The 21,170-nt window shown below is 65.7% G+C and carries 14 protein-coding genes; 4 read left to right on the top strand and 10 right to left on the bottom strand.

From position 1 onward, the window contains the following. The 7 genes from ACE3UY_RS01540 to ACE3UY_RS01510 all read right to left on the bottom strand — a co-directional run. The coding region (locus tag ACE3UY_RS01540; protein ID WP_374685789.1) for a 6-pyruvoyl tetrahydropterin synthase family protein at positions 1-262 on the bottom strand (262 nt) is incomplete at its 3' end. 131 nt (positions 263-393) lie between these two features. After that, positions 394-1,410, bottom strand: a complete 1,017-nt coding sequence (locus tag ACE3UY_RS01535; protein WP_374685788.1) for a zinc-binding alcohol dehydrogenase — start codon at positions 1,408-1,410, stop codon at positions 394-396. A 5-nt stretch (positions 1,411-1,415) separates the two neighbouring features. Beyond that, the gene (locus ACE3UY_RS01530) at positions 1,416-1,847 is read right to left on the bottom strand and encodes an OsmC family protein (RefSeq protein WP_374685787.1); all 432 of its coding nucleotides are present in this window, start codon (positions 1,845-1,847) and stop codon (positions 1,416-1,418) included. A 17-nt stretch (positions 1,848-1,864) separates the two neighbouring features. Next, complete coding sequence (locus ACE3UY_RS01525) at positions 1,865-2,215, bottom strand: hypothetical protein (RefSeq protein ID WP_374685786.1); 351 nt, start codon at positions 2,213-2,215, stop codon at positions 1,865-1,867. Positions 2,216-2,297: 82 nt separating this feature from the next. Next, positions 2,298-4,439 carry an alpha-glucan family phosphorylase gene (gene glgP / locus ACE3UY_RS01520; protein WP_374685785.1) on the bottom strand — a complete coding sequence of 714 codons (2,142 nt, stop codon included), beginning with the start codon at positions 4,437-4,439 and terminating at the stop codon, positions 2,298-2,300. Positions 4,440-4,746: 307 nt separating this feature from the next. Continuing rightward, complete coding sequence (locus ACE3UY_RS01515; protein WP_374685784.1) at positions 4,747-5,673, bottom strand: RimK family alpha-L-glutamate ligase; 927 nt, start codon at positions 5,671-5,673, stop codon at positions 4,747-4,749. A 150-nt stretch (positions 5,674-5,823) separates the two neighbouring features. Beyond that, entirely contained in the window at positions 5,824-7,797 is a 1,974-nt protein-coding gene (locus ACE3UY_RS01510) for a DsbA family protein (RefSeq protein ID WP_374685783.1), read from the bottom strand. Between the two features lie 293 nt (positions 7,798-8,090). Between ACE3UY_RS01510 and ACE3UY_RS01505 the strand changes: the two genes are divergently transcribed. The 4 genes from ACE3UY_RS01505 to ACE3UY_RS01490 all read left to right on the top strand — a co-directional run bounded on the left by ACE3UY_RS01505 (position 8,091) and on the right by ACE3UY_RS01490 (position 14,936). After that, on the top strand, positions 8,091-10,049 hold the full coding sequence (locus ACE3UY_RS01505) for an ABC transporter substrate-binding protein (protein ID WP_374685782.1): 1,959 nt from the start codon (positions 8,091-8,093) through the stop codon (positions 10,047-10,049). A 62-nt stretch (positions 10,050-10,111) separates the two neighbouring features. Beyond that, on the top strand, positions 10,112-10,723 hold the full coding sequence (gene pth / locus ACE3UY_RS01500) for an aminoacyl-tRNA hydrolase (RefSeq protein WP_374685790.1): 612 nt from the start codon (positions 10,112-10,114) through the stop codon (positions 10,721-10,723). Between the two features lie 43 nt (positions 10,724-10,766). Further along, positions 10,767-14,501, top strand: a complete 3,735-nt coding sequence (mfd, locus tag ACE3UY_RS01495) for a transcription-repair coupling factor (RefSeq protein WP_374685781.1) — start codon at positions 10,767-10,769, stop codon at positions 14,499-14,501. A gap of 45 nt (positions 14,502-14,546) precedes the next feature. Beyond that, positions 14,547-14,936: a hypothetical protein gene (locus tag ACE3UY_RS01490; protein ID WP_374685780.1), complete on the top strand. Its 390-nt coding sequence runs from the start codon at positions 14,547-14,549 to the stop codon at positions 14,934-14,936. A gap of 93 nt (positions 14,937-15,029) precedes the next feature. Here ACE3UY_RS01490 and ACE3UY_RS01485 read toward each other — a convergent pair whose 3' ends face one another. The 3 genes from ACE3UY_RS01485 to ACE3UY_RS01475 all read right to left on the bottom strand — a co-directional run bounded on the left by ACE3UY_RS01485 (position 15,030) and on the right by ACE3UY_RS01475 (position 21,008). Then, positions 15,030-16,010 (bottom strand): tyrosine-type recombinase/integrase, encoded by a 981-nt coding sequence (locus ACE3UY_RS01485; protein WP_374685779.1) that lies wholly within the window; start codon positions 16,008-16,010, stop codon positions 15,030-15,032. Positions 16,011-16,135: 125 nt separating this feature from the next. After that, positions 16,136-19,171 carry a hypothetical protein gene (locus ACE3UY_RS01480; protein ID WP_374685778.1) on the bottom strand — a complete coding sequence of 1,012 codons (3,036 nt, stop codon included), beginning with the start codon at positions 19,169-19,171 and terminating at the stop codon, positions 16,136-16,138. Between the two features lie 100 nt (positions 19,172-19,271). After that, positions 19,272-21,008, bottom strand: a complete 1,737-nt coding sequence (locus ACE3UY_RS01475) for a protein kinase (protein WP_374685777.1) — start codon at positions 21,006-21,008, stop codon at positions 19,272-19,274. Positions 21,009-21,170 lie beyond the last annotated feature (162 nt).

Below are 21,170 nucleotides of genomic sequence, written 5' to 3'. Positions count from 1 at the left end.
CGAAGTGCTCGATACTGGGGTTCAGCCCGGCGAATTCGGGCAGATCGTTGAGCGTCCGGTCGCGATAGTGGACGACCAGCGCCTCCAGGTGGCGCTCGATATCGACAATATCGACCAGGTAGCCATGCCGGTCAAGCTCGGCCCCTTCCAGTTGCACTTCCACCGTGTAATGGTGCGAGTGCCACTCGTTCTCCGCGCCCCAGTTGCCGCCGATCAGGTAGTGCTGGCCGACGAAGTCGCGTTTGACGGCTATGGTGTACATGGGTTCTCCTTAACTGCAACGCATCGTTCACATCGCGGGGGAGCAGGGGGGCGGGGGAGCGGGGGGGAAAGAGAGCGCCGGTCGACGCGCCCTTCACCCCTGCTCCCCCGCCCCCCTGCTCCCGCGCCCTCTTAGTAAGTAAAGATCACTTGCACCACTTCTCCCGCCTGCTCATCGAGAAGCCGATATGCCTCAGCGGCGCGGGCGAGGGGGAGGCGGTGGGTGATTAGACGCTCCGGCTGATGGCGGCGCAACATCGCCCAGGCCACGTCCAGCCGCCGCGTTTTCGTCCAGCGGCCGAGCCAGCGCGGAGCGAGCGCGCTGACCTGCGAGCCGATGATCCGCATGTGCGCCCGGTGGAAGCGCCCACCCAGATCCGCCTCGACCCGCTTGTCGCCGTACCAGGAGCCGATGACGATGCGGCCGTGATCGCCGGTCAGGGCGATGGCCGTGTCCAGGGCGCGCGGGTTGCCCGACAATTCATAGGTGAGGTCAGACCTGGCAGGTCGGCGGACAGGGGTTCGCCCGAGACCTGTCAGGTCTAGCTCGGCCGGATCGACCACCTCCGTCGCCCCCAGTCGCGCCGACCACTCGCGGCGCAACGGGTAGGCGTCGAGCGTCAGCAACGCGGTCAACGGAAAATCGCTCAGCAGGGCCGTCGTCAGCAGCCCAACCACCCCCTGCCCCACCACGGCCACCCGCTCGCCGATGACCGGCCGGCCGTCCATGACGAACGACACAGCCGTCTCCATGTTCGGCAGAAAGACGGCTGCCTCCGGCGTGAGGCCGTCCGGTAGCGGGTGCAGCGCGGCGACCGGGGCGACAAAGTGGGTCTCGTGCGGGTTGAAGGCGAAGACCGTCCGGCCCAGCCACTCGACCGGCGTGTCCTCACCCAATCCGATCACCTGCCCGACGGCGGCATAGCCATACTTGATGGGGAAGCGGAACGAACCGCCCAGCGCGGCGATGGTCTCATCGACGGCTAGCTCGCCCGGCGCCTGGCCGCGGTAGACCAGCAACTCGCTGCCGGGGCTGATGGCCGACAGTCGCGTCTCCACCAGCGCCTCGCCCGGCCCCGGCGGCAACAGGTCTTCCGTCCGCACTGCGGCGGCCAAGGGGGCGCTGAAGAAGACCGACTGTCGTTCCACGGGCGCTAGGGCAAGATCTCGTAGTCGTGGCTCAGGGCCGCCACGCCGCGAACGGTCGCCGCTACCGAACAGTACTTGTTGATGGACAGATCGAGCGCCCGCTCCACTTTGGCCGGGTCGAGGCCGTTCCCCTGGAGGATGAAGTGCAGATGGATGTCGGTGAAGGTATAGGGCGGTTCCGGCGCTTGCCGGCCGTTGACGTTCACTTGTAGCCCGGTCAGGATTTGCCGCTGCCGCTCCAGAATGGCGACCACGTCATGGGCGGCGCACGACGCCAGGGCCATGAGCAGCAAGTCTGACGGCTTGGCCGCCCGCCACTCCTGCCACGTGGGGTCTTCGCGCGGCCAGGAACCGGAGATAACCATGTTGCCCAATGAATCGCGGCAGGCAAAGAGGCGGCTGCCCTCTTCCATCCACTTAATGGCGACGTTGCTCAATGCATTTTCTCCAATCGTTACGGCAGTTGGCAGGCAGGTGGAACGATGGACAGACTCTCGCCGGTCGTCTCGTCCTGGCACTGGCAGTAGGCCGCGCCCTGCCCCTCGCCCGCCCAGAGCCAGTAGCCGACGCTGATGCGCAGGCAGCGCGCGCCGGCCGGGGCATCCGGCGGCGGATCGACCGGCCGGCCGCGCTCCAGGCCCAGTCCCTCCGCCTCCGCATCTTGCAGCAGGAAGAGACGCCAGTGGCGTCCCTCGCTTTGACCCACTTGTATCTGGCCGTTGCGGGCCAGCACCACGGCCAGCGTCGGCAGCAGCAGGAGCGACAGCCAGAACAGGGCGAATAGGAGCATCAGGAAGCGGCGCATTAGAATTAGGAATTAGGAATTAGGAATTGAGAATCAGCGCTGGCGAAAGGTTCCGATTCTTAATTCGTAATTCTTAATTTGCTTAGGCCGGCTCCAGGATCGCGCCGACCATCGCCTTCAAGTATAGCTCAGTTGTATACTCCTTCACCATCCGGCGCGTGCTGAAGCGGGGCGCGTTGGAACGGATCGCCTCACGCATCACCTCGACCCAGCCGCGCGGGATGCCGTCCCGGTCGCGGTTGTAGTAGAGCGGCGCGATCTCCTCTTCCAACAACCGGTAGATGGACTGCGCGTCGTAGGTGTCCTGCTGGTCGGGGTCATCGAACTGCTGGTCATCGATCGCCCAGCCGTTGGCGCCGTTGTACCCCTCCACCCACCAGCCGTCGAGGATGCTCAGGTTGGGGATGCCGTTGAGCGACGCCTTCATGCCGCTGGTGCCGCTGGCCTCGCGCGGGCGGCGCGGCGTGTTCAGCCAGACGTCGACGCCCTGCTTGAAGTAGCGCGCCGAGTGCATGTCGTAATCCTCGACAAAGGCGATGCGCCCGCCTAACTGGTTGGACTTGGCGACGTTGTACACCTGCTGGATGAGGTGCTTGCCCGGCTCGTCGGCCGGGTGGGCCTTGCCGGCGAAGACGATCTGCACCGGCCGGTGCATGTTCAGCAGGATGCGCTGCAAGCGATCCATGTCGCTGAACAGCAGCGTGGCCCGCTTGTAGGTGGCGAAGCGGCGGGCGAAGCCGATGGTCAGCGCGTCGGGGTCGAGTAGCGTGCCGCCCACCAGCACTTCCGTCGGGTCGCAGCGACCGTCCACCCAGGAACGGCGCGCCCGCGCCCGCAGGAAGTTCATCAGCTTGGACTTGAGGAGGACATGGACGCGCCACAACTCCTCATCGGGCACGTCGGCCAGCCGCTCCCAAAACAGCGGGTCATCGTGCCGCTCTTCCCAATGAGCGCCCAGGTATTTGTTGAAGAGATGCCGCATCTCGCCGGCCGTCCAGGTAGGCACGTGGATGCCATTGGTGACTGACGTGATGGGCACTTTAGCGACCGGCAATTCCGGCCAAACGGATTGCCACATCTGGCGTGAGATCTCGCCATGGAGCTGGCTGACGCCGTTATACTGGCCGGCCAGTCGCAGCGCCAGCACGGTCATGTTAAAGGCGTCGCCCCACGGCTCCTGGTGATGGCCCAGCATCAGGAACTCATCCCGGCCGATGCCCAGTTGGGGCCAGAAATGGTAGAAGTACTTGTCCATCAGGTGGAAGGAAAAGGCGTCGTGCCCGGCCGGGACGGGGGTGTGGGTCGTGAAGATCGTCCGCGACTTCACCACCTGACATGCCTCTTCGAAGGTCAGCCCACGCCCCACCTCGCGGCGTACGCTCTCCAGCAACAGGAAGGCCGAATGCCCCTCGTTCATGTGCAGGACGGCCGGGTCGTACCCCAACTCGCCCAGCAGCCGCATTCCGCCGATGCCGAGCAGGATTTCCTGGCGGATGCGCATCTCGCTGTCGCCCGAGTAGAGCCGGGCCGACAGTTCGCGGTCCCACGGCTCGTTCTCGGCCACGTCGGTGTCCATCAGGAACAGCGGCACGCGGCCAACCTGCACCCGCCAGACGCGGGCGTGCACCAACCGGCCCTCCATCTCGACGGCAATGCGGCACTCCTGGCCGTCGTCGCCGCGCACGAGTTGGATGGGCACATTCTGCATGTCTATCGGCTCATAGACCGCCTCCTGCCAGCCGTGTGAGGGCACGTGCTGCCGGAAGTAGCCCTGCGGATATAGAAAGCCGACGCCCACGAACGGCAGGCCGAGGTCGCTGGCCTCCTTGGCGTGGTCGCCGGCCAGGATGCCCAGGCCGCCGGAGTAGATCGGCAGCGAACTGTGCAACCCAAACTCGAAGGAGAAGTAGGCGATGATCTTGCGCGTCAGATGGGGGTAGGTGACGTGAAACCAGCTATGGCCGTTGGCCATGGCGCGGTCGAAGTCGATCATGACCTTGTTGAAGCGCCGCAGAAACGCGGCGTCGTCGGCGCGGGCAGCCAACGTCTGGTCGCTGACCAGACGGAGCACCTTGACCGGGTTGTGTTGCGTGCGCCGCCACAGGGGATAATCGAGCCGCCGGAAGATTTCACGCGCGTCCGCGTTCCAACTCCACCACACGTTGTAGGCCAGTTCCGGCAGTCGCCGGAGCTTCGCGGGCATTCGTTCGATGAGGTCGTTCATGATACTTCTAGGTTCTCTCCTGCATGAAGTAACACCGGGACAAGCGTGACGGTTGTGGGAGAAGCGGAAAGGCCGGGAGTCGTTGATCAGGATGGGGAAAACGCCAAAGCGGGGTGGCAGGGGCCACCCGGGGTGAAGTCGCCAAAGCGTCGCCTAGACTCATGCTACCGTTCACGCCGCGCGGGTTGAAAGCGATGGCTATTGTTGACAAGGCAACAATGCGCGTGTGAGATTATAGCAAACCGCAACGGGCCGTCACACGCTGCGGCCCGTTTTTCACGCGACTTTGACGGCCAGCGACGGGAAATCAGTCGTTGGGCAGGTTGACCGGGAGCCACTGCGGGCGGGGCTCCGCAGTGCGCGCGACGGCAAGCTCGGCGACGGCCTCGCACGCCCAGGTGAACTGCGCCTCGGTCATCAGATCGCGCCCCATGAGCGGCGATGGGTTGGTGGCGTTGATCAAGTACATCTCGTCGCCGTCCATGACGAATTCCGACATGTTGATGTCGTAGCCGTAGACATGAGCGATCTGCAATGTCGCCTGGGTGAGGCGCTCCATGGCCGCCTCGTCCATCGTCACCTGGCCCTCGAGGTAATGCCCCGCCTCCATGGAGTAGGGCAGAAGCAGCGTCTTCTCGCCGCCGATGACCAGGCAGTGGTAATGCTGGTCGGATTCGATGACCTGCTGAAGGATCATTGTGCGCATGCCGCTCTCGTCATAGCGCTGGAGGAGCTCATCGACGTTGTTGACCCGGTGGGCGAAGCGCCGGCCGCCGCTGCGAATATCCTTGAAGATGGCCGGCCCGCCGATGTAGTCGATGATCGCCTGCCAATCCATCGGGTAGCTGAGGTTGCGAAAGCTATCGGGGACGGTATCCGCGGCGATGTCTTTGTTGGGCAAGACCATGGTGCGCGGCGTGCGGATGCCCAGCCGGCGCAGCACCGCCCCGGCGAAGAACTTCGAGTCGTTGGCCCAGACGAACGGGTCATTGATGATGTAGCAGCCGTTCAGCGCCGCGTATTTGACGTAGGTGCGATAATAGGGGATCTCGTGCGACATGCGGTCGATGATCACGTCGTAGGGCACGGCCTCATCGAGAAACGTCCCCCCCAGTTTGACCATCTCCGCCTGAACGTCCGGATAGCGCTCGTTGATCAGGGCGATCACTGTCTCGGGCAACTCGCGCTCGCGACCGACGATGAAACCGACTAACTTCTGCCCATCTCGGCTCATGCTCCACTCCTCCGCTTATTTAGGGACAAGGCTCCCAGCTACTATAGCTAATTGTGGTGGAATGCTCAAGTAATAAGGGGCTAGGTTCCAGGTTCCAGGGGCCAGGGAAGAGCGCCTCCTCCCTGGCCCCTGGAACCCAAAACCTGGCCCTTAGCCAGCGTCGGCCAACAAACTCTCAATAGCCTCCTGGAATACCGCGAAGGGCTGCGCGCCGGAGAGGAAGTTGCCGTTCAGGAAAAAGGCGGGGGTGCCGTTGACGCCCAGACTGATGCCCTGATCCACGTCGGCCAGCACCGCCGCTTCATGCTGCCGGCTCGCCAGACAGTCGCCGAAAGCGGCTGCGTCCAGCCCCAGCTCGGCGGCGAAGCCGTTGAAGATCGCGTCCGCGTCGGAGCGGCCGTTCCATTCATCCTGCCCGGCAAAGAGCGCGTGGTGCATATCCAGGTACGCGCCCTGGTCGCCGGCGCAGCGGGCCGCCTCGGCCGCCAGTTGCGCCTGGGGGTGGATACTGCTGAGCGGGAAGTCCTTGAAGACGTAGCGCACCTTGCCGGTATCGATGTAGTCCGCCTTGATCTGCGGGAACGTCTGGTCGAAGTGGCGGCTGCAATAGGGGCACTGGAAGTCGGTGAACTCCACGATGACAACCGGGGCGTCCGGCTCACCGATACTGTAGGCGTCGGCCGTGTCCACCTCAACCGGCCCACTGGGCGTAGCTGTAGCCTCGGGCGCGGACTGGACGTAGGCGTCGGCCAGCGTGCCCTGCTCCGCCAAGCCGACCGCGTACTCAAACAGCTCATAGGGCTGCGCGCCGCTGACCGGGAAGCCGTTGATGAAAAAGGCCGGCGTGCCGTTGACGCCCAGGCCAAAGCCCTCGTCCTGGTTCTGCTGGATGACCGCGTCGTGCCGGCCGCTGCTCAGGCAGGCGGTGAACGCTTCGCCGTCCAGCCCCAGCTCGGTCGCCATCGCCGTGAAGAGGGGGGCCGGGTCGTTAACGCCCCATTCGGCCTGTCGGGCGAAGAGCGCGTCGTGCATCTCCCAATAGGCGTCCTGCTCCCCGGCGCAGCGGGCGGCGGCGGAGGCGGCCCGCGCCTGGGGATGGATACTGTCGAGCGGGAAATCCTTAACCACGTAGCGCACGCGGCCGGTGTCGATCATCTCCGACAGCAGGCGCGGCCACGTCTCGGCCGCGTGGCGGGCGCAGTAGGGGCATTGGTAATCAGTGTATTCGATGATGGTCACCGGCGCGTCCGCGTCGCCGCGCTCGGCGGCTACGTCGTCCATCACGATGGTCGCCGGGGTGGGCTTGACCGCCGGGTCTTGCGGCTCGGTCTCGGTCGCGGCGGCTATCATCTCACCCGCCTGCACCGCCGCGATGGCCTGATTGAAGTAATCCAGAGGATAGGCTCCGACCACCGGTTGGCTATTCAGGAAGAAGCTGGGCGTGCTGCCGACGCCTCGACCCTCGCCCAGCGCCAGATCGGCGGCCACGGCCTCGCCGTAGCGGTCTTCATCCAGGCAGGCCCCAAAGCTTTCCGCCGGCAGCCCCAACTCCTCGCCATAGGCGCGAAAAACGTCGGCCGCGCCCTCGTTGGCCCACTCGTCAATTGTGGCGAAGAGCCGGTCGTGCATAGCCCAATAGGCGGCGGCCCCCTCCTCGCCGGCGCAGCGGGCGGCGTTGGCCGCCGCGGCCGCCTGCGGGTGAATGGCGTTCAGGGGGAAATCATAGAAAACAAAGACCACTTCGCCCGCGGCGATCTGGTTCTCCAGCAGCGCGGGCATGGTGTCCTGGGCGAACCGGCCGCAATAGGGGCATTGGAAGTCGGAGAACGCCTCCATGACGACAGGCGCGTCGGGCCGGCCACGGTAAGGCGCGCCGGCCTCCGTGAAGCCAACCGGGATGCCGGCGGCGTCCGTTTCACCGGTTGTGGCGACAACGAGGCCAGCCGTGTCAGCCGCGTCGGCTACGTTGGCGGTTGTTCCGGCGGCGGTCGGGGCGGTTTCTACTGGGGTCACATTCCCAACAAACGGAATGGCCGCCGTTGCGTCGGGCACGACGGCCTCGGGCACGCCCCCCGCGCCCGACCCGCAGGCCAGAAGGAGGAGTGGTAGAATCAAGCTCAGCAAAGGTAGCGTTATCCGTCGAGTGGTTGCTTGGGTCAATTGAGTCATCGGTGTCTATCCAGCACGGCAGCCCCTATGGGCCGCTCCAGCGCAAGTAAGTAAGGGCGGCGAGCGCGGAATTCACGCCCTGGGCCAGGCTAAGTATAGCCCGCGCTGGTCGATGAGAGGAGACCAAAAGTCGTTTCTTAATCAACCGTAATCGGTCGCCTCCCCTTTTGAGTTGTGCTAGACTAACCTATTGAGTTGTTCACGACAACGACGAAGACGCGAGAAATCATCACAGAGGACAAGTATTCGTGGCAAGAAAGCTGCTATTGTTAATCCTGTTGGCCGGTCTGTTGGCCGCGTGCCGGCAGGACGATCCGGCTCAGAGCGCCAATGGCACGCCCGTGGCCGAGGCAGGCGGCACGCCGCAGCTCACCACTGAGGCTCCGGCGACCACTGCGACGCCGTCCGCGACCGACACGCCTGCCCCGACGCCGACCATCACGCCGACGCCCATCCCGCCCAAGGACCTGGTCGTTTGCCTGTCCGGCGAGCCGGCCGATCTGTATCTGTACGGCGACACGTCCCCAGCGGCCGTGGCCGTACGCCACGCGCTGTACGAGTCGCCCTTCACCTCGCTCGGCTACGCTTACCAACCGCTGGCGCTGGAGAAACTGGCCGACCTGGCCGACGGTGATGCGCGTCTGGAGGCGGTCGAAGTAGGGGAGAACAGCCTGGTCGTCAACACCGATGGCGAGATCGTGCCGCTGTTGCGCGGCGTGGAGGTCATTGACGCCGCCGGGCAGACCGTGGTCTTCGACCGCGCGCCCATCCAGATGTCCCGGCTGGTGGTGGACTCCACCTTCCAGCCGCTCGTCTGGTCTGACGGCACGCCCGTGACGGCCGAGGACTCGGTCTACAGCTACCAGATCGCCAGCGATCGGGGCACGCCGCGCCTGGATGAGTTCGTGCGCTACACGGTCGATTACCAGGCCGTGGACGAACGCACCGTGCGCTGGACGGGCCTGCCGGGCTACCTGGACCCGGCCTACATGACCCACGTCTGGACGCCGCTGCCGCGCCACCACCTGGCGGAGTTTAGCGCGGCCGACCTGCCGGCGACCGAAGAGGCCGCCCGCGCCCCGTTGAGCTATGGCCCCTTCGTTCTCGATGAGTGGACGGAGGGCGAATCCCTCCGTCTCATCCCCAACCCGCACTACTACCGCGCCGCCGAGGGGCTGCCGCACCTGACGTCGCTGACCTTCCGCTTTCTGACCGCGGGCGAGTCGGCCACGGCGCTGCCGGCGGAGGCCGAGGGTTGCCACGTGCTGACCGCCGACCTGTTGTCCTTCGATGCGCTGCCGGCCGTCCAGGAAGCGGAGGCGGAAGGGACGCTGAGCCCGCATCTGGCGACAGCCGGCGTCGTAGAGCAGATCCTCTTCGGCATCGACTCCACCGCCGATTACGCCGAGAATCATGTGCGCTGGTTCGAGGACGCCCGCGTGCGCCAGGCCATCACCCAGTGCACGGATCGCCAAGGGTTAGTAGAGGAGTTGACTTACGGCCAGGGCGCGGTGATGGATACCTACGTTCCCGCCAGCCATAGCCTCTACCCGGATGAAGTGACCCGATGGCCCTACGATCCGGCGGCGGGCAACGCCCTGCTCGATCAGGTCGGCTTTGTGGACGCGACCGGCGACGGCGTTCGCGACGCGCTAGGCGCCACCACCCCCTTCACCGTCACAGTGGGCACGAATGCGGAAAGCCCGCTGCGCCTGCGCATCATCGAGCGGGTGCAGGCGGATCTGGCCGCGTGTGGCATCCAGGCCACGCTCACCCCTGTGCCGGCGGGAGCCTGGTTCGCGCCGGGGCCGGGGGGCATCGTCTTCGGCCGCAAGTTCGACCTGGCCCAGTTCGCCTGGCTCAGCCGCGTTGAGCCGGATTGCGGTCTCTACCTAAGCGACAATACGCCCGGCTCGCTCGCCGCCGGCTACAACGGCTGGGACGGGGTGAATGCCTCTGGCTGGGCCAATGAGGCCTTTGACGCCGCCTGCCGGACGGCGCGCGCGCTGCTGCCCGGCCAGCCCGGCTACGTCGAGGCGCACCAGGAGGCGATGCGTCTGTTTGCCCAGGAGCTGCCGGCCATGCCGCTCTTCACGCGGCTGCGCCTGGCGGCGACGACGCCCGACGTGCTCAACTTCCGCCTGGACGCGACGCAACCGTCGGAGTTGTGGAATGTGTATGAGTGGGATTTGAGGTTAGGTGGGTAGGGGCGGGTTTGAAACCCGCCCCTACATGGTCAGTACTTAGTGGGTCAGTAAGGGATTGGATGATGAGCGCAGATGGCGAGGGCGAGGCGACGGGGACGGTGTTGATCGTCGGGCTGGGGAATCCCGGCCGGCAGCATCTCTATAACCGGCACAACGTTGGCTTTATGGCCGTCGATAAGCTGGCCGCGCGTCACGACATCGACCTGCGGCGCGTCCAAAGCCGTGCCCTGGTCGGCAGCGGGCGGATTGCCGGTCGGCCCGTCATCCTGGCCAAGCCGCAAACCTTCATGAATCTCAGCGGCGAGGCGGTCGGCGCGTTGGCCCGCTTCTACAAGATCGCGCCGGAAGCGCTGCTGGTCGTCTACGACGAACTGGATATCCCCTTCGGCGCGCTCCGCCTGCGCGAGAAAGGCGGGGCCGGCGGTCACAACGGGATGCGCTCCATCATCCAGCACCTCGGCCAGGAGTTCGCCCGGCTGCGGCTGGGCATCGGTCGGCCGCCCGGCCGGATGGATCCCGCGGCCTACGTTTTGCAGGATTTCGGCCGCGACGAGCTGCCGGCGGCGGGCGAGATGCTGACAACGGCCGTCGAGGCGATGGAGTCGTTTGTGCGAGATGGCATCCAGTTGACCATGAACCGCTACAACCAGTCGTCAGTAGGCAGTGAGCAGTAAGCAGTATTAAGTGTTCAGTAGTCAGTGATCAGCGGTTTGAATTATGAATGTATCCGGTCTGCTCGATCTGTTTGACCAGATTCCGGCCTTCGACCAGTTGGCGCGGGCGTTGAGCGACGAGAAGGGGCGGGCGCTCCTGCCACTGGATCTGCCCAAGGGCACGCGCGCCCCCGTGGTGGCCCAACTCTACCGCCGCGTGGCCGCGCCGGCCCGCGCGCCCATCCTGCTGCTGACCGGCCGGGTGGACACCGCCACCCTCTGGCAGCAAGCACTCGAGACGTGGCTGCCGGCCGGCAGCCAGCTCCTGCGCCTGCCGGAGCCGACGCCTCTGCCCTACGACCGCGGCCCCTGGAGCGAACGCACGCGGACGGGCCGGCTGGCAACACTGGCGGGATTGATTGCCGGGCAGCACCCGCTCATCCCGAACACCGCTACGCCGCCGCTGGTGGTGGCCTCGGCCCGCGCCTTCCTGCAAAAGACGATCCCTAAGCGCCGCTTCGTCGGAAGCACGCGCGTCTTACGCGTGGGCCAGACGCTCGACCTGGAGAAGAACATGGCCGCCTGGCAAGAGGCCGGCTATGAACCGGCGAGCGTCGTGGAGGCGGCCGGGCAGTTCAGCCGGCGCGGCGGCATCATCGACATCTTCCCCGTCGTGTCACCGTTCCCGGTGCGGATCGAGCTATTCGGCGACGAAGTGGACACCATGCGCTACTTCGACCCGACGACACAGCGGTCGCTGGCCGACGCACAGGATAAGCATCCTGCGCCGCCATCGAGCGTGGTCATCCACCCGGCCCGCGAGGCGCTGCCAGCCGCGGCGCGGGCGTTTGCCGAGGTGTGGGCCGATGAGCCACTGCCGGACGAGAACAGCCTGCCCTCCTGGCGCGACGATCTGGCCGATCTGCGGGCCGGCCAGGCCTTCCCCAACCTGGAGTACTACCTGCCGCTCATCTACCCCCGCCCGGCGACGCTGCTCGATTACCTGCCGCCGGAGGGGCTGCTCATCGTTGACGATTGGGATGAGCTGCGGGAGGTTAGCGCGGAGCTACTGACCCACGCGCAGCAGATCGCCGAACAGACGACGCTGCCGCCGGGCTACCAGAACCCGCTGTTCACCTGGGAGGAGATCGAGTCCGAGATGGCCTGGTGGCAGCCGCTGCAACTGGGCGATAGCCAGCCGCCGCGCGTCCCCGACGAGAGCGAACCGGTCTACATCGAGTTGGGCGAGGCGTTCGACCCCGGCCCGCGCTACGGCGGGCAGGTGCGGCCGCTGCTCAACCAGCTCAGAGGCTCCCAGGGAGAGGGGGAGCGCGTTGTCGTCTTCAGCCGGCAGGCAACGCGCCTGGCCGAGCTATGGAGCGGCGAGGGCGGCCGGCTCATCCGTACGCTCGAACCGCTCATTCAGGCCGGCGACTCCGACTCAGTCGATCCCATCGTCACGGCCATCGACGCGGGCACGGGGCGCAGCGGCACGGTCCCGCTCGACGCCCTGCCCGACGTGCCGCCAGAAGGCAGCCTGACTTTCGTCCAGGGTAGCCTGGCCGAGGGCTTCATCCTGGTGCGCCGCGAGGATCACCACGTCCTGCTGCACCTGCTGACCGACGCGGAAATCTTCGGCTGGAGCCGGCCCGCGCCGCGCCGCCAGCGCGTGGCCCGCACCGCCGCGCCGGAGACGTACTTCGCCGACATCAAACAGGGGGACTACGTCGTCCATCTCGACTACGGCATTGGCAAGTTCGAGGGGCTGGTCGTACGCAACCTGGGCGGCATGGAGCGCGAGTACCTGCTCGTCCAGTATGCCAACGGCGACACGCTCTACGTGCCCGTCCACCACGCCGACCGGCTGGGCAAATGGATTGGCCCCGACGACGCCGACCCCAATTTGAACCGGCTGGGCGAACGCACCTGGACGCAGACCAAGGCCGCCGCACAGCGCGCCGCCGACGAACTGGCGCAGGAGTTGCTCGACCTCTACGCCGCGCGCGAGACCATCCCCGGCCACGCCTTCCCGCCCGATACGGATTGGCAGGCCGAACTGGAAGCCAGCTTCCCCTACCGCGAGACCGAAGATCAACTGCGCGTCATCAGCGAGGTCAAAGACGACATGGAGCAGGCCAGCCCGATGGATCGCCTCATCTGCGGCGACGTGGGCTACGGCAAGACCGAGGTGGCGCTGCGGGCGGCGTTCAAGGCGGTCATGGACGGCAAGCAGGTCGCCATGCTGGTGCCGACGACCATTCTGGCCCAACAGCACTTCACGACCTTCCGCGAACGGCTGACCCCCTTCCCGGTCACGGTGGAGATGCTGTCACGCTTCCGCACGGCGTTGCAGCAGCGGCAGATCGTCCAGAAGACGCGCGAGGGGGGCATCGACATCCTCATCGGCACGCACCGGCTGCTGTCGGACGACGTATCCTTCAAGGATTTAGGCCTGGTCATCATCGACGAGGAGCAGCGCTTCGGCGTGGCCAACAAGGAGCGGCTCAAGCAGTGGCGCAACGAGGTGGACGTGCTGACCCTGACAGCCACGCCCATCCCGCGCACGCTGCACATGGCCCTGACCGGGGTGCGCGACATCAGCGTCATCGACACCGCCCCGGCCGAGCGCCTGCCCGTCGAGACCTACGTGGGCGAGGCCGACGACGCCCGCATCCGCACGGCCATCCTGCGCGAACTGGATCGCGGCGGCCAGGTGTTCTTCGTCCACAATCGCGTGCAGAGCATCCACATCGTGCGCAAGCGGCTAGAGAAGCTGGCCCCGGAGGCGCGCATCGTCGTCGCCCACGGTCAGATGAGCGAGCGGCAGCTTGAGAAGATCATGATCGACTTCGCCGAGGGCAAGGTGGACATTCTGCTCAGCACCACCATCATCGAGAGCGGACTTGACTTCCCCAATGCCAACACGCTCATCGTGGATCGGGCGGAGCAGTTCGGCCTGTCGCAGCTTTACCAACTACGCGGTCGCGTCGGGCGGGCCACGCGCCGCGCCTATGCCTACTTCTTCCACGCTCCGTGGCGCCGGCTGACGCCCGACGCCCAGGCGCGGTTAGAGACCATCGCCGAGCACACGCAACTCGGCTCCGGCTACTTCATCGCCGTGCGCGACATGGAGATTCGCGGCGCGGGCGACTTCCTGGGCGGCGAGCAGAGCGGCCACATCGCCACTGTGGGCTTCGACATGTACACCCGGCTGCTGACCAAGGCTGTTAAGCGGCGCAAGGCGGAGTTGCGGGGCGAGACGGTTCCGGTCGAACTGCCGGACAATGTGCTGATCGACCTGCCGCTGGCGACCTACATCCCCACCGACTACGTGCCGGATACCCAGTTGCGCCTGCGCCTCTACCGGCGCATGGCGACCCTGGACACGCTGGCCGAGATCGACGAGATGGCCGCCGAACTGGCCGACCGCTTCGGGCCTATCCCCGACCCGCTCCACAACCTGCTCTATCAGTTGCGCATCAAGGCGCTGGGGCAGATGGCGGGCGTCAATGCGGTGGTCACTGAGGCGGGCCAGATTCGCATCCGCATCGCCGAACTGGCCGGCATGGATCGCTACCACTTGCAGCGCTTCCTGGGGGATGGGGTGCGCGTCAGCAAGAGCGCCGTATGGTTGAAGAAAGACCGCGGCACACATGAGTGGCAGATCGAGTTGGTGCAAGTGCTGGAGCGGCTGCGGCTGTTCGAGCGCACGGCCGCCCCCGCGCCGCGCCCCTCTGGCCCAGCCCAGCCCACCGCCGAAACCGAGGACGAAGCGCCTGACGAACAGCCGGTCATGTAGCACAGGTTTCTTAACCTGTGCTACATTCCTGACTCAGAGGCCCAAATGGACATCAAGTTCTTCGACGACCCGCTGGAACAGCCCCGCCCGCGCGAGGACGTGCGCATCCGGCAGATCGGATTGTTCATTTACCCGGACTTGCGCCGGATGATGTTTGGGGTGGAGTTGACGCCATTTGTGGAGCGCCCGTCGATCGAGGTGCTCATCACCAACGGCGACGGCCAGCCGGCTGGTTCGCTGCACGTCATCGAGACGCTGACGCCCAACTTCAGCCTGACCATGCACCTGCGCGACCGGGCGACGGTCAATCCCTATGAGTTGACAGCCGTGCTCTACTACTCCTGGCCGGATCGTGAGAGGGTCGAGGTGGAACGGCAGACGGTGAGCTTCGAGGTGACGCAACCCGGAGAGCAACTCTTCAAGTTTGCGGGATAAATTAACCACGGATTTTACGGATGTAACGGATTGAACTATGTTCAAAGGTTCAATCCGTTCCATCCGTCCCATCCGTGAAAATCCGTGGTTAAATCATTGCGCTGCCAGGGCGTCTTCGGCTTCCTGAAGGCGGCGCAGCTTGGCTTTCGTCTCGCGCCAGGCGATCTTCGACAGGCCGAGCTTCTGGCGGATGTCATCGTGCTCCACGTTGCGCCGCCAATCGCGCAGGGCCGACAGCCAGCGCAGATTCTCAAACGACAGCACCCCCTCCTGCAACTTGGCCGCCTCGGCGATGTCGTGCAGCACGTACTCCAGGTTGCGGGCCGTGCAGGTGAAGAGCGTGTCGGTAGGCTGGTACTGCTGGAGATACTCATTCAGCACTTCCAACCAGGCCGGTTCCAGGGGCAGCTTGCGCTCCTTGTAGCGCAGGCGCGGGTTGGCGTAACGGACGTAGAGCACCGGGTTGGCCGGGTCGCTATCATCGATGTGGTTGGGGACGAGAGCCATCGCCTCCCCCTTCTTGATGCCCGTCTGGAGGAGCAGGCCGAGTAACAGATGCGGCCGGGCGTCGGGCTTGCGGTTGGGGCCTATGACGCGCCAGTCGTTGGTGACGGCCAGCGCCCGTTCCACGTCGAATTCATGCGGCACGTCGGGCAAGGGACTGCTGACGCTCTGCTGGATGACCGCTGCCGCGGGGTCTTGGGGCAAGACGCCCGTCTCATGTAGCCAGCTAAAGAAGACCTTGAGTGTCGTCACGCGCCGGGCGTAGGACTTGGGGCTGCATGGCACACCCCGCTCGTAGAGCAACCAGTGCAGATAGTCGGTCAGGTTCTTTGTGCCGATGTGGCCGATGGGCGTGCCGATGCCGATATAGCGGCCCAACAGCCGGATATCACTGGCGAAGGCCTTGACCGTGTTGAGAGCCAGACCCTCATCCTGCATGTGGCGCTCGAACGCGCCCAGAGCGGCCTGCAAGGAGGCTTCGGGGGTCAGGGGCGGTCGGCGCGCGCCGGTCGCAATCGGTGCGCTCTCCTCGACTGTCGCCGGAAATAGTTCACGCTGTCCCGTGGTCATGATCTTCTCCCACTCCGCTCAGATGTAGGGCGGGTTGCCAACCCGCCTCTTCAACCGTCCAGATACGGGATAAGAATCCCGCACTACAAACTTATGCGAAATTGTAGAACGGGTGGGCGAATCTGTCAAGGCGTCGTGCGCACGAGCAGCCGGTAGGGATCGGTAGTGTTCAGCGTGCCATCGGTGATAACCCAAATGTGATAGCGGCCGGCCGGTCGCGCCCCCAGCGATACCGTCTTGTCCGGCCGGTTGTCGCCGTTGTTGCCGATGAGTTGCAGGCCCCCGCAGGCCCCACCCGCCGCCACGAGCAGTTGTCCTTTCCCCGGCGCGAAGTCGCGCAACTCGACCGTCACGTTGGCCGCCGCCGGCAGGTCGAAGTAGAACCAGTCGTTCTTGTCGTCGGCATAGAACATCTGATCGCGGTTGAGCGGGACGTTGAGCGCCTGGGCGCATTCGTCATTAGGCTCATCAACCCGGCCGGCGACAGCCGGCAGGAAGAAGTACACCGTGGGCGCGGGCAGCAGGCGGACGTGGCTCGCGCGCGTCGCGCCGGCCACGGCGGCGTCACTCACCACGAACTCGACGATCCGCTCGGCGGCGTTGGGCTGGGGTAAGATGTTGTGGTAGGTGACCGTCCGCAAGACGCGCTGATAGTCGGCCACACTGGCGACGCCCGTCAGGCGCAATTCGCCCGTCGCCGGGTCGTAACTGCGCTTGATGTTGCTCGTCCCGTCCAGACTGGCGTCCAGAAACTCCGCCGGCCGGTCGACCGCGTTCGCGATGCGCACCGTCGCTGCCTTGAGCGTGGTGTCGTCAATGTCGGTGATCGACAGGCCCGCGCCGACAATGGACGCCGGGCCGCGACCGATGTAGAACACCGCTTCGTAATCGCCGCCGATGGTCACGCTGTCCAGATCGAGTTCCGGCGCGTCGTTAACCGGCTGGACTTGCACCGACAGGCTGGCCGGCTGACTGCCGGCCAGCGCGTCGGCTACCGTCACCTGCAAGAGCCGCTGGCCCGCGCTGGGGTCTTGCGAGGCGTTCTGATAGCGGACGGAGCGCAAGACTACCTGGTAAACGGCGGGGGTGGCCGCGCCGCTCAAACGCAGCACGCCGTCTTCAAAAGCAGCCTCAATGCCCGTGCCCCCGGTCGTGACCAGCAGCCACTCGGCGTCGCCGTCCAGCGGGTTGGTGATAACGATCTCGGCCGAGGCCAGTTGCGAGCTGTCGATGTCGGCCAGAGTGACGCCAGGCATCAGGGCGATGGCGGCGGCATCCTCGACGTAGATCGCGGGCGCGCCCGGCATGTTGCCCAGCGTTGGGGCGTCATTGACCGGGGTCACGTCAACGGTCATGACGCCCGTCGCGACACTGAAGGCCGTGTTGGCGCCGTTGACCGTCACGTCCACATCGCGCTGCCCGTTGCCGCCCGTCGTCAGGTCCCAGGCGCGGAACGTCAACTGGCCGCCCGGGCCGGAGGTGTTGGCCGCGGGCACGAAGCGCAACCAGTCGGTGTTGGCTAACAGCAGCGCGGCTGTGTCCGCCACCACGCCCACCGGCTGCCAACTGGCCTCCGTGGGGGGGCTGATCGTACTGTACTGCCATACACCGCGGCTGTTGTCCGCGGCGATGACGGCAATGCCCTCCAGGGCGTCGGGATCGGCATCGCTAATGGGGTCGCCGCCCTTGGCCAGCAGTTGCGCCACACTCTCGCCCGCGGACTGAGTGGCATCTTCGGCCACCGCGGCGAGGGACAAGGGCGCGGCCAGGGTGAGAACGGGCGCGCTGTTGACGGGATTGATCTTGATGACCGTGGTAGCGGGAGCGCCGGTCTCGACGCCATCGGAGGCGACGAATTGCACCGTGCGCGCGGCCGCCCGCGGGCTGCCGGAGGTGTTGTGATACGTGATCTGGCGCAAAACCTGCTCGAAATTGGCGACCGTATCCGGCCCATCGAGCACCAGAAGCCCCTTGGACGGTTCGTAGGGGGCGGCGGTGATGTTGGTGCCGGCAGTGTTGGCCGACAGATACTCGGCCGCGCCGTCGGGGTGGTTCAGGAGCGTGACGGTCAGCGTCGTCAGGGTGGCGTGATCGGCGTCCCTCAGCGTCGCGTCCGCGGCCGCGAGGGGAACAGGCGGGCCGGCTTCAAAGAACTGCGTCTCGAAGTTGACGCCCTCGACCGGCCCATTCAGATCGATGATGGGCAGGTCATTGACGGCGAGCACCTCAATGGTGACCGACTCCGATTGGGCGCTGAAGGCCGACGCGCCGCCGTTGAGGGACACGTCCACACCGACGTCGCCGTTGGCCCGCGCGCTCTGGTCCCAGGCGCGGAAGGAGAACCCGGCCGAGCCGTTATAGCCGGCGACGGGCACAAAACGGATGCGGGCGGCCTCGTTCAACAAGACCGCCGCCGTGTTCGAGACGGCCGGGAAGGGCTGCCAACTGGCCCCCGCGTTCAGCGAATACTGCCAGACGCCGTTGGCCGAGCCGGCCTCGATGACCGCCATGCCCTCCAGCGGGTTCAGGTCTACATCGGTGATGCGATTCTGTCCGCCCGTCTCGGCGCTCTCGATGATCTTCTTCACCGAGTTGCCGCTAGAGTTGACGTCGTCCTCGTAGATCGCTGCCAGCGCCATATCGCCGGTGTTGTCCAGCACCGGGGCGTCGTTGACGGAGTTGATGGCGACAGTGCTCAGGGCCGGGGTGCTGGTCAGCGCGCCGTCGCTGACGGTGACGGCCACTATCCGGTCGGTGATGTCGGGCGACTGCGACAGGTTGTTGTAGGTTAGCGAGCGCAGAACGGTTTGATAGCGCGTGACAGTTCCCGCGCCCTGGATCGTCAACTCACCCGTCTGCGCCTTGTATTCCACCTTGAGGCCGCCAACGGTGGCCGGATCGACGGTCAGCGATTCCAGCGCGCCATCAGGGTGCTGCGCCAGCGCGGCCCGCGCGGCGGTCAGCATGGTGTCATCGCCGTTGTTGATGGTCAGGCCATCCACACTGACAATGGCCTTAGGCCCTTCATCCTCGCTGAACGTTGTGGCGTAATCGATGCCCGCCAGATCGCCGTTCAGGTCAACGACAGGCATGTCGGCCGCGGTCGAGGCGGTTACCCATACAGCGCTCGCGCCGGCATAGCCGGCGCGGGCAAGGAGCAAAAGGACGATCGAGCATGCCAGGAGAGGCAACGTTAGGGAAAGGCGATACGGTTTCTGGCTCACGTTAGAACCTGTGGGATCGGTGTTGGCGACAACAATGCTACGACTGTGGAGTGTCAGTATTCAACGGCGGCGGCGTGGCCGATGGTTCTGGCGCTTGGGTTGGCGCTTCTGTCGGCGGCGCCTGCGTCGGAGCTTCGGTGGGGTTATCGGGAGGCTCTTCGCCCCCGCCGCCCAGTTCGCCATCCGGAACCGGCGTGGCGGTCATGCCAGATGGCGGGGCCGGCGCGGTGGGAGTGGGCGTGATAGGGCCAGGCTGCGCTGTTGGGTGGGGTGTGGCCGGCAGCGTGGCCGCCACCGGCACACCGGCCAGCGCCTCGCCCGCCTCAACAACGTCGGCCGAAATCCAGCCAATGCGCTGCTCGTCGGTAATCACCAGATACCAGGGGTTGCGCTCGTCGTTGTTCCAGGCCAGGACCTGGAGCATGTCGCCGTTATCCACGCTGCCCACAACGGCGAAGACCGTTCCCGGCCCCCGCCGCAGGTTCGCCCGGTTCAAGATGACGTGCACGACAGGCACGACCTCGGGCGACGGCGTGGCACTCGGCGCGATCGGCGTGACGGATGGGGCCACGGTCGGCGGGGTTGTCGGCGTCAACTCAGGCGTGGTCGCTGCCGCCAGTGATGGCTCCGCGACCACCACGACGGCCGTCTCCGTGGGCGCAGGCGACGCGACCTGATCCGCGGTCGCCGTGGGCGAGACGGCGTTGATCGCCAGCATGGTCGCTTCGGGCGAGACAGAAGCGCCGACGGCGGCAACCGTGCCGCTCGACGCCGCGCCGACCGTGGGCCTGTCCCGCAAGCCCTGCGCGGCGACCGCCCCGACGGCCAAGATCAACAGCAGAATAAGCGCCGGTAGCCAGCCACTCACATGACCGCCGCGCGCCGCGCGGCCGCCGCGGGCCAAGTCGTGCTGGTTCTCCTCGGCGACGAGCGCCTGATTGAGCGCCGTCGCGAACTCCTCGATACTGGCGTAGCGCCGGCGTGGGTCCTGGCGCAGGCAGCGGCTGACGAGTTCATACACGGCGGGGGTCAAGTCGTCTCGCACGCGCTCTAGCGGCGTTGGCCGGGCCGTTAACTGCCGCAACGCCTCATCGCGCCACGTGATCGGCCCGTCGGGCAGCCGTCCCGCCAGCAGCCGGTAGAGGATGACGCCCAGCGAGTAGATGTGGCTGGCCGGCGTCAGTTCCTTGCCGGCCCGCTGCTCGGGCGAGAGGTAGGCCAGTCGCGCCGCCTCAAGCTCGTCGGCCGGCACGCGCACTTCTCTCTCGGCCGGGATAAACAGATCGATGAGGACGACGGATTCATCGGCGGAGAGGGCCACGTCCTTCAGGAGGATGTTGTCGGGCTGTAGGTCGTAGTGAGCCAGTTTCAGCTGCTCGGCCAGACCCAATGCGCTCGCCAGCTGATGCACCAGCTTGAGCGCGTAGATGCTGTTGACGGGGGTGTCGCGCCGGGCGAGTTGTTCCAGCCGTTGGGAGAGGGGTTGTCCCTCGATGAAAGCCTGAGCCACATAGGGCGCGCCCTCGGGCGTCTTGCCAAAGTGGTAGACCTTGGCGATGTTGGGGTGATTGACTTGAGACAGGGCGCGGGCGCGGGCGACGAAGCGATTGGCAAAAGCGCCATTTTCGCGCGACGGGCGCGCAACATCGACACGCACCTGGCGGTCGTCGTCCACGTCGTACGCCTGATACAGCTCCGTGTAGCGCTTCTCGGCGAGACGTTGTTCTATCTTATACTGATCGAGCAGATTTTCGAACAAGCTCGCTACGGCCATCAATGCTTTCTGCGTTATCCTTCTCGGCCTTGCCTACCAATACCTATGCGCGGCCTGCTATTCAACTGAGATACTGCCTGTTATCCACTTATCCCCATACATTATCCTAACAGGCCTGAATGAAGTTTTACCTTACGATCGATATTGCTGTAGGGCGATTTG

The sequence above is a fragment of the Promineifilum sp. (SeqCode) genome (assembly GCF_041918635.1).
Lineage (GTDB): Bacteria > Chloroflexota > Anaerolineae > Promineifilales > Promineifilaceae > Promineifilum.
This window is presented reverse-complemented; position numbering and strand designations above follow the sequence as displayed.

Excerpts from the sequence above, each read along its gene's own strand:
- ACE3UY_RS01525 (WP_374685786.1), bottom strand. The coding sequence starts at position 2,215 with ATGCGCCGCTTCCTGATGCTCCTATTCGCCCTGTTCTGGCTGTCGCTC.
- glgP (WP_374685785.1), bottom strand. The coding sequence starts at position 4,439 with ATGAACGACCTCATCGAACGAATGCCCGCGAAGCTCCGGCGACTGCCG.
- ACE3UY_RS01475 (WP_374685777.1), bottom strand. The coding sequence starts at position 21,008 with ATGGCCGTAGCGAGCTTGTTCGAAAATCTGCTCGATCAGTATAAGATA.
- ACE3UY_RS01490 (WP_374685780.1), top strand. The coding sequence starts at position 14,547 with ATGGACATCAAGTTCTTCGACGACCCGCTGGAACAGCCCCGCCCGCGC.
- pth (WP_374685790.1), top strand. The coding sequence starts at position 10,112 with ATGAGCGCAGATGGCGAGGGCGAGGCGACGGGGACGGTGTTGATCGTC.
- ACE3UY_RS01515 (WP_374685784.1), bottom strand. The coding sequence starts at position 5,673 with ATGAGCCGAGATGGGCAGAAGTTAGTCGGTTTCATCGTCGGTCGCGAG.
- ACE3UY_RS01485 (WP_374685779.1), bottom strand. The coding sequence starts at position 16,010 with ATGACCACGGGACAGCGTGAACTATTTCCGGCGACAGTCGAGGAGAGC.
- mfd (WP_374685781.1), top strand. The coding sequence starts at position 10,767 with ATGAATGTATCCGGTCTGCTCGATCTGTTTGACCAGATTCCGGCCTTC.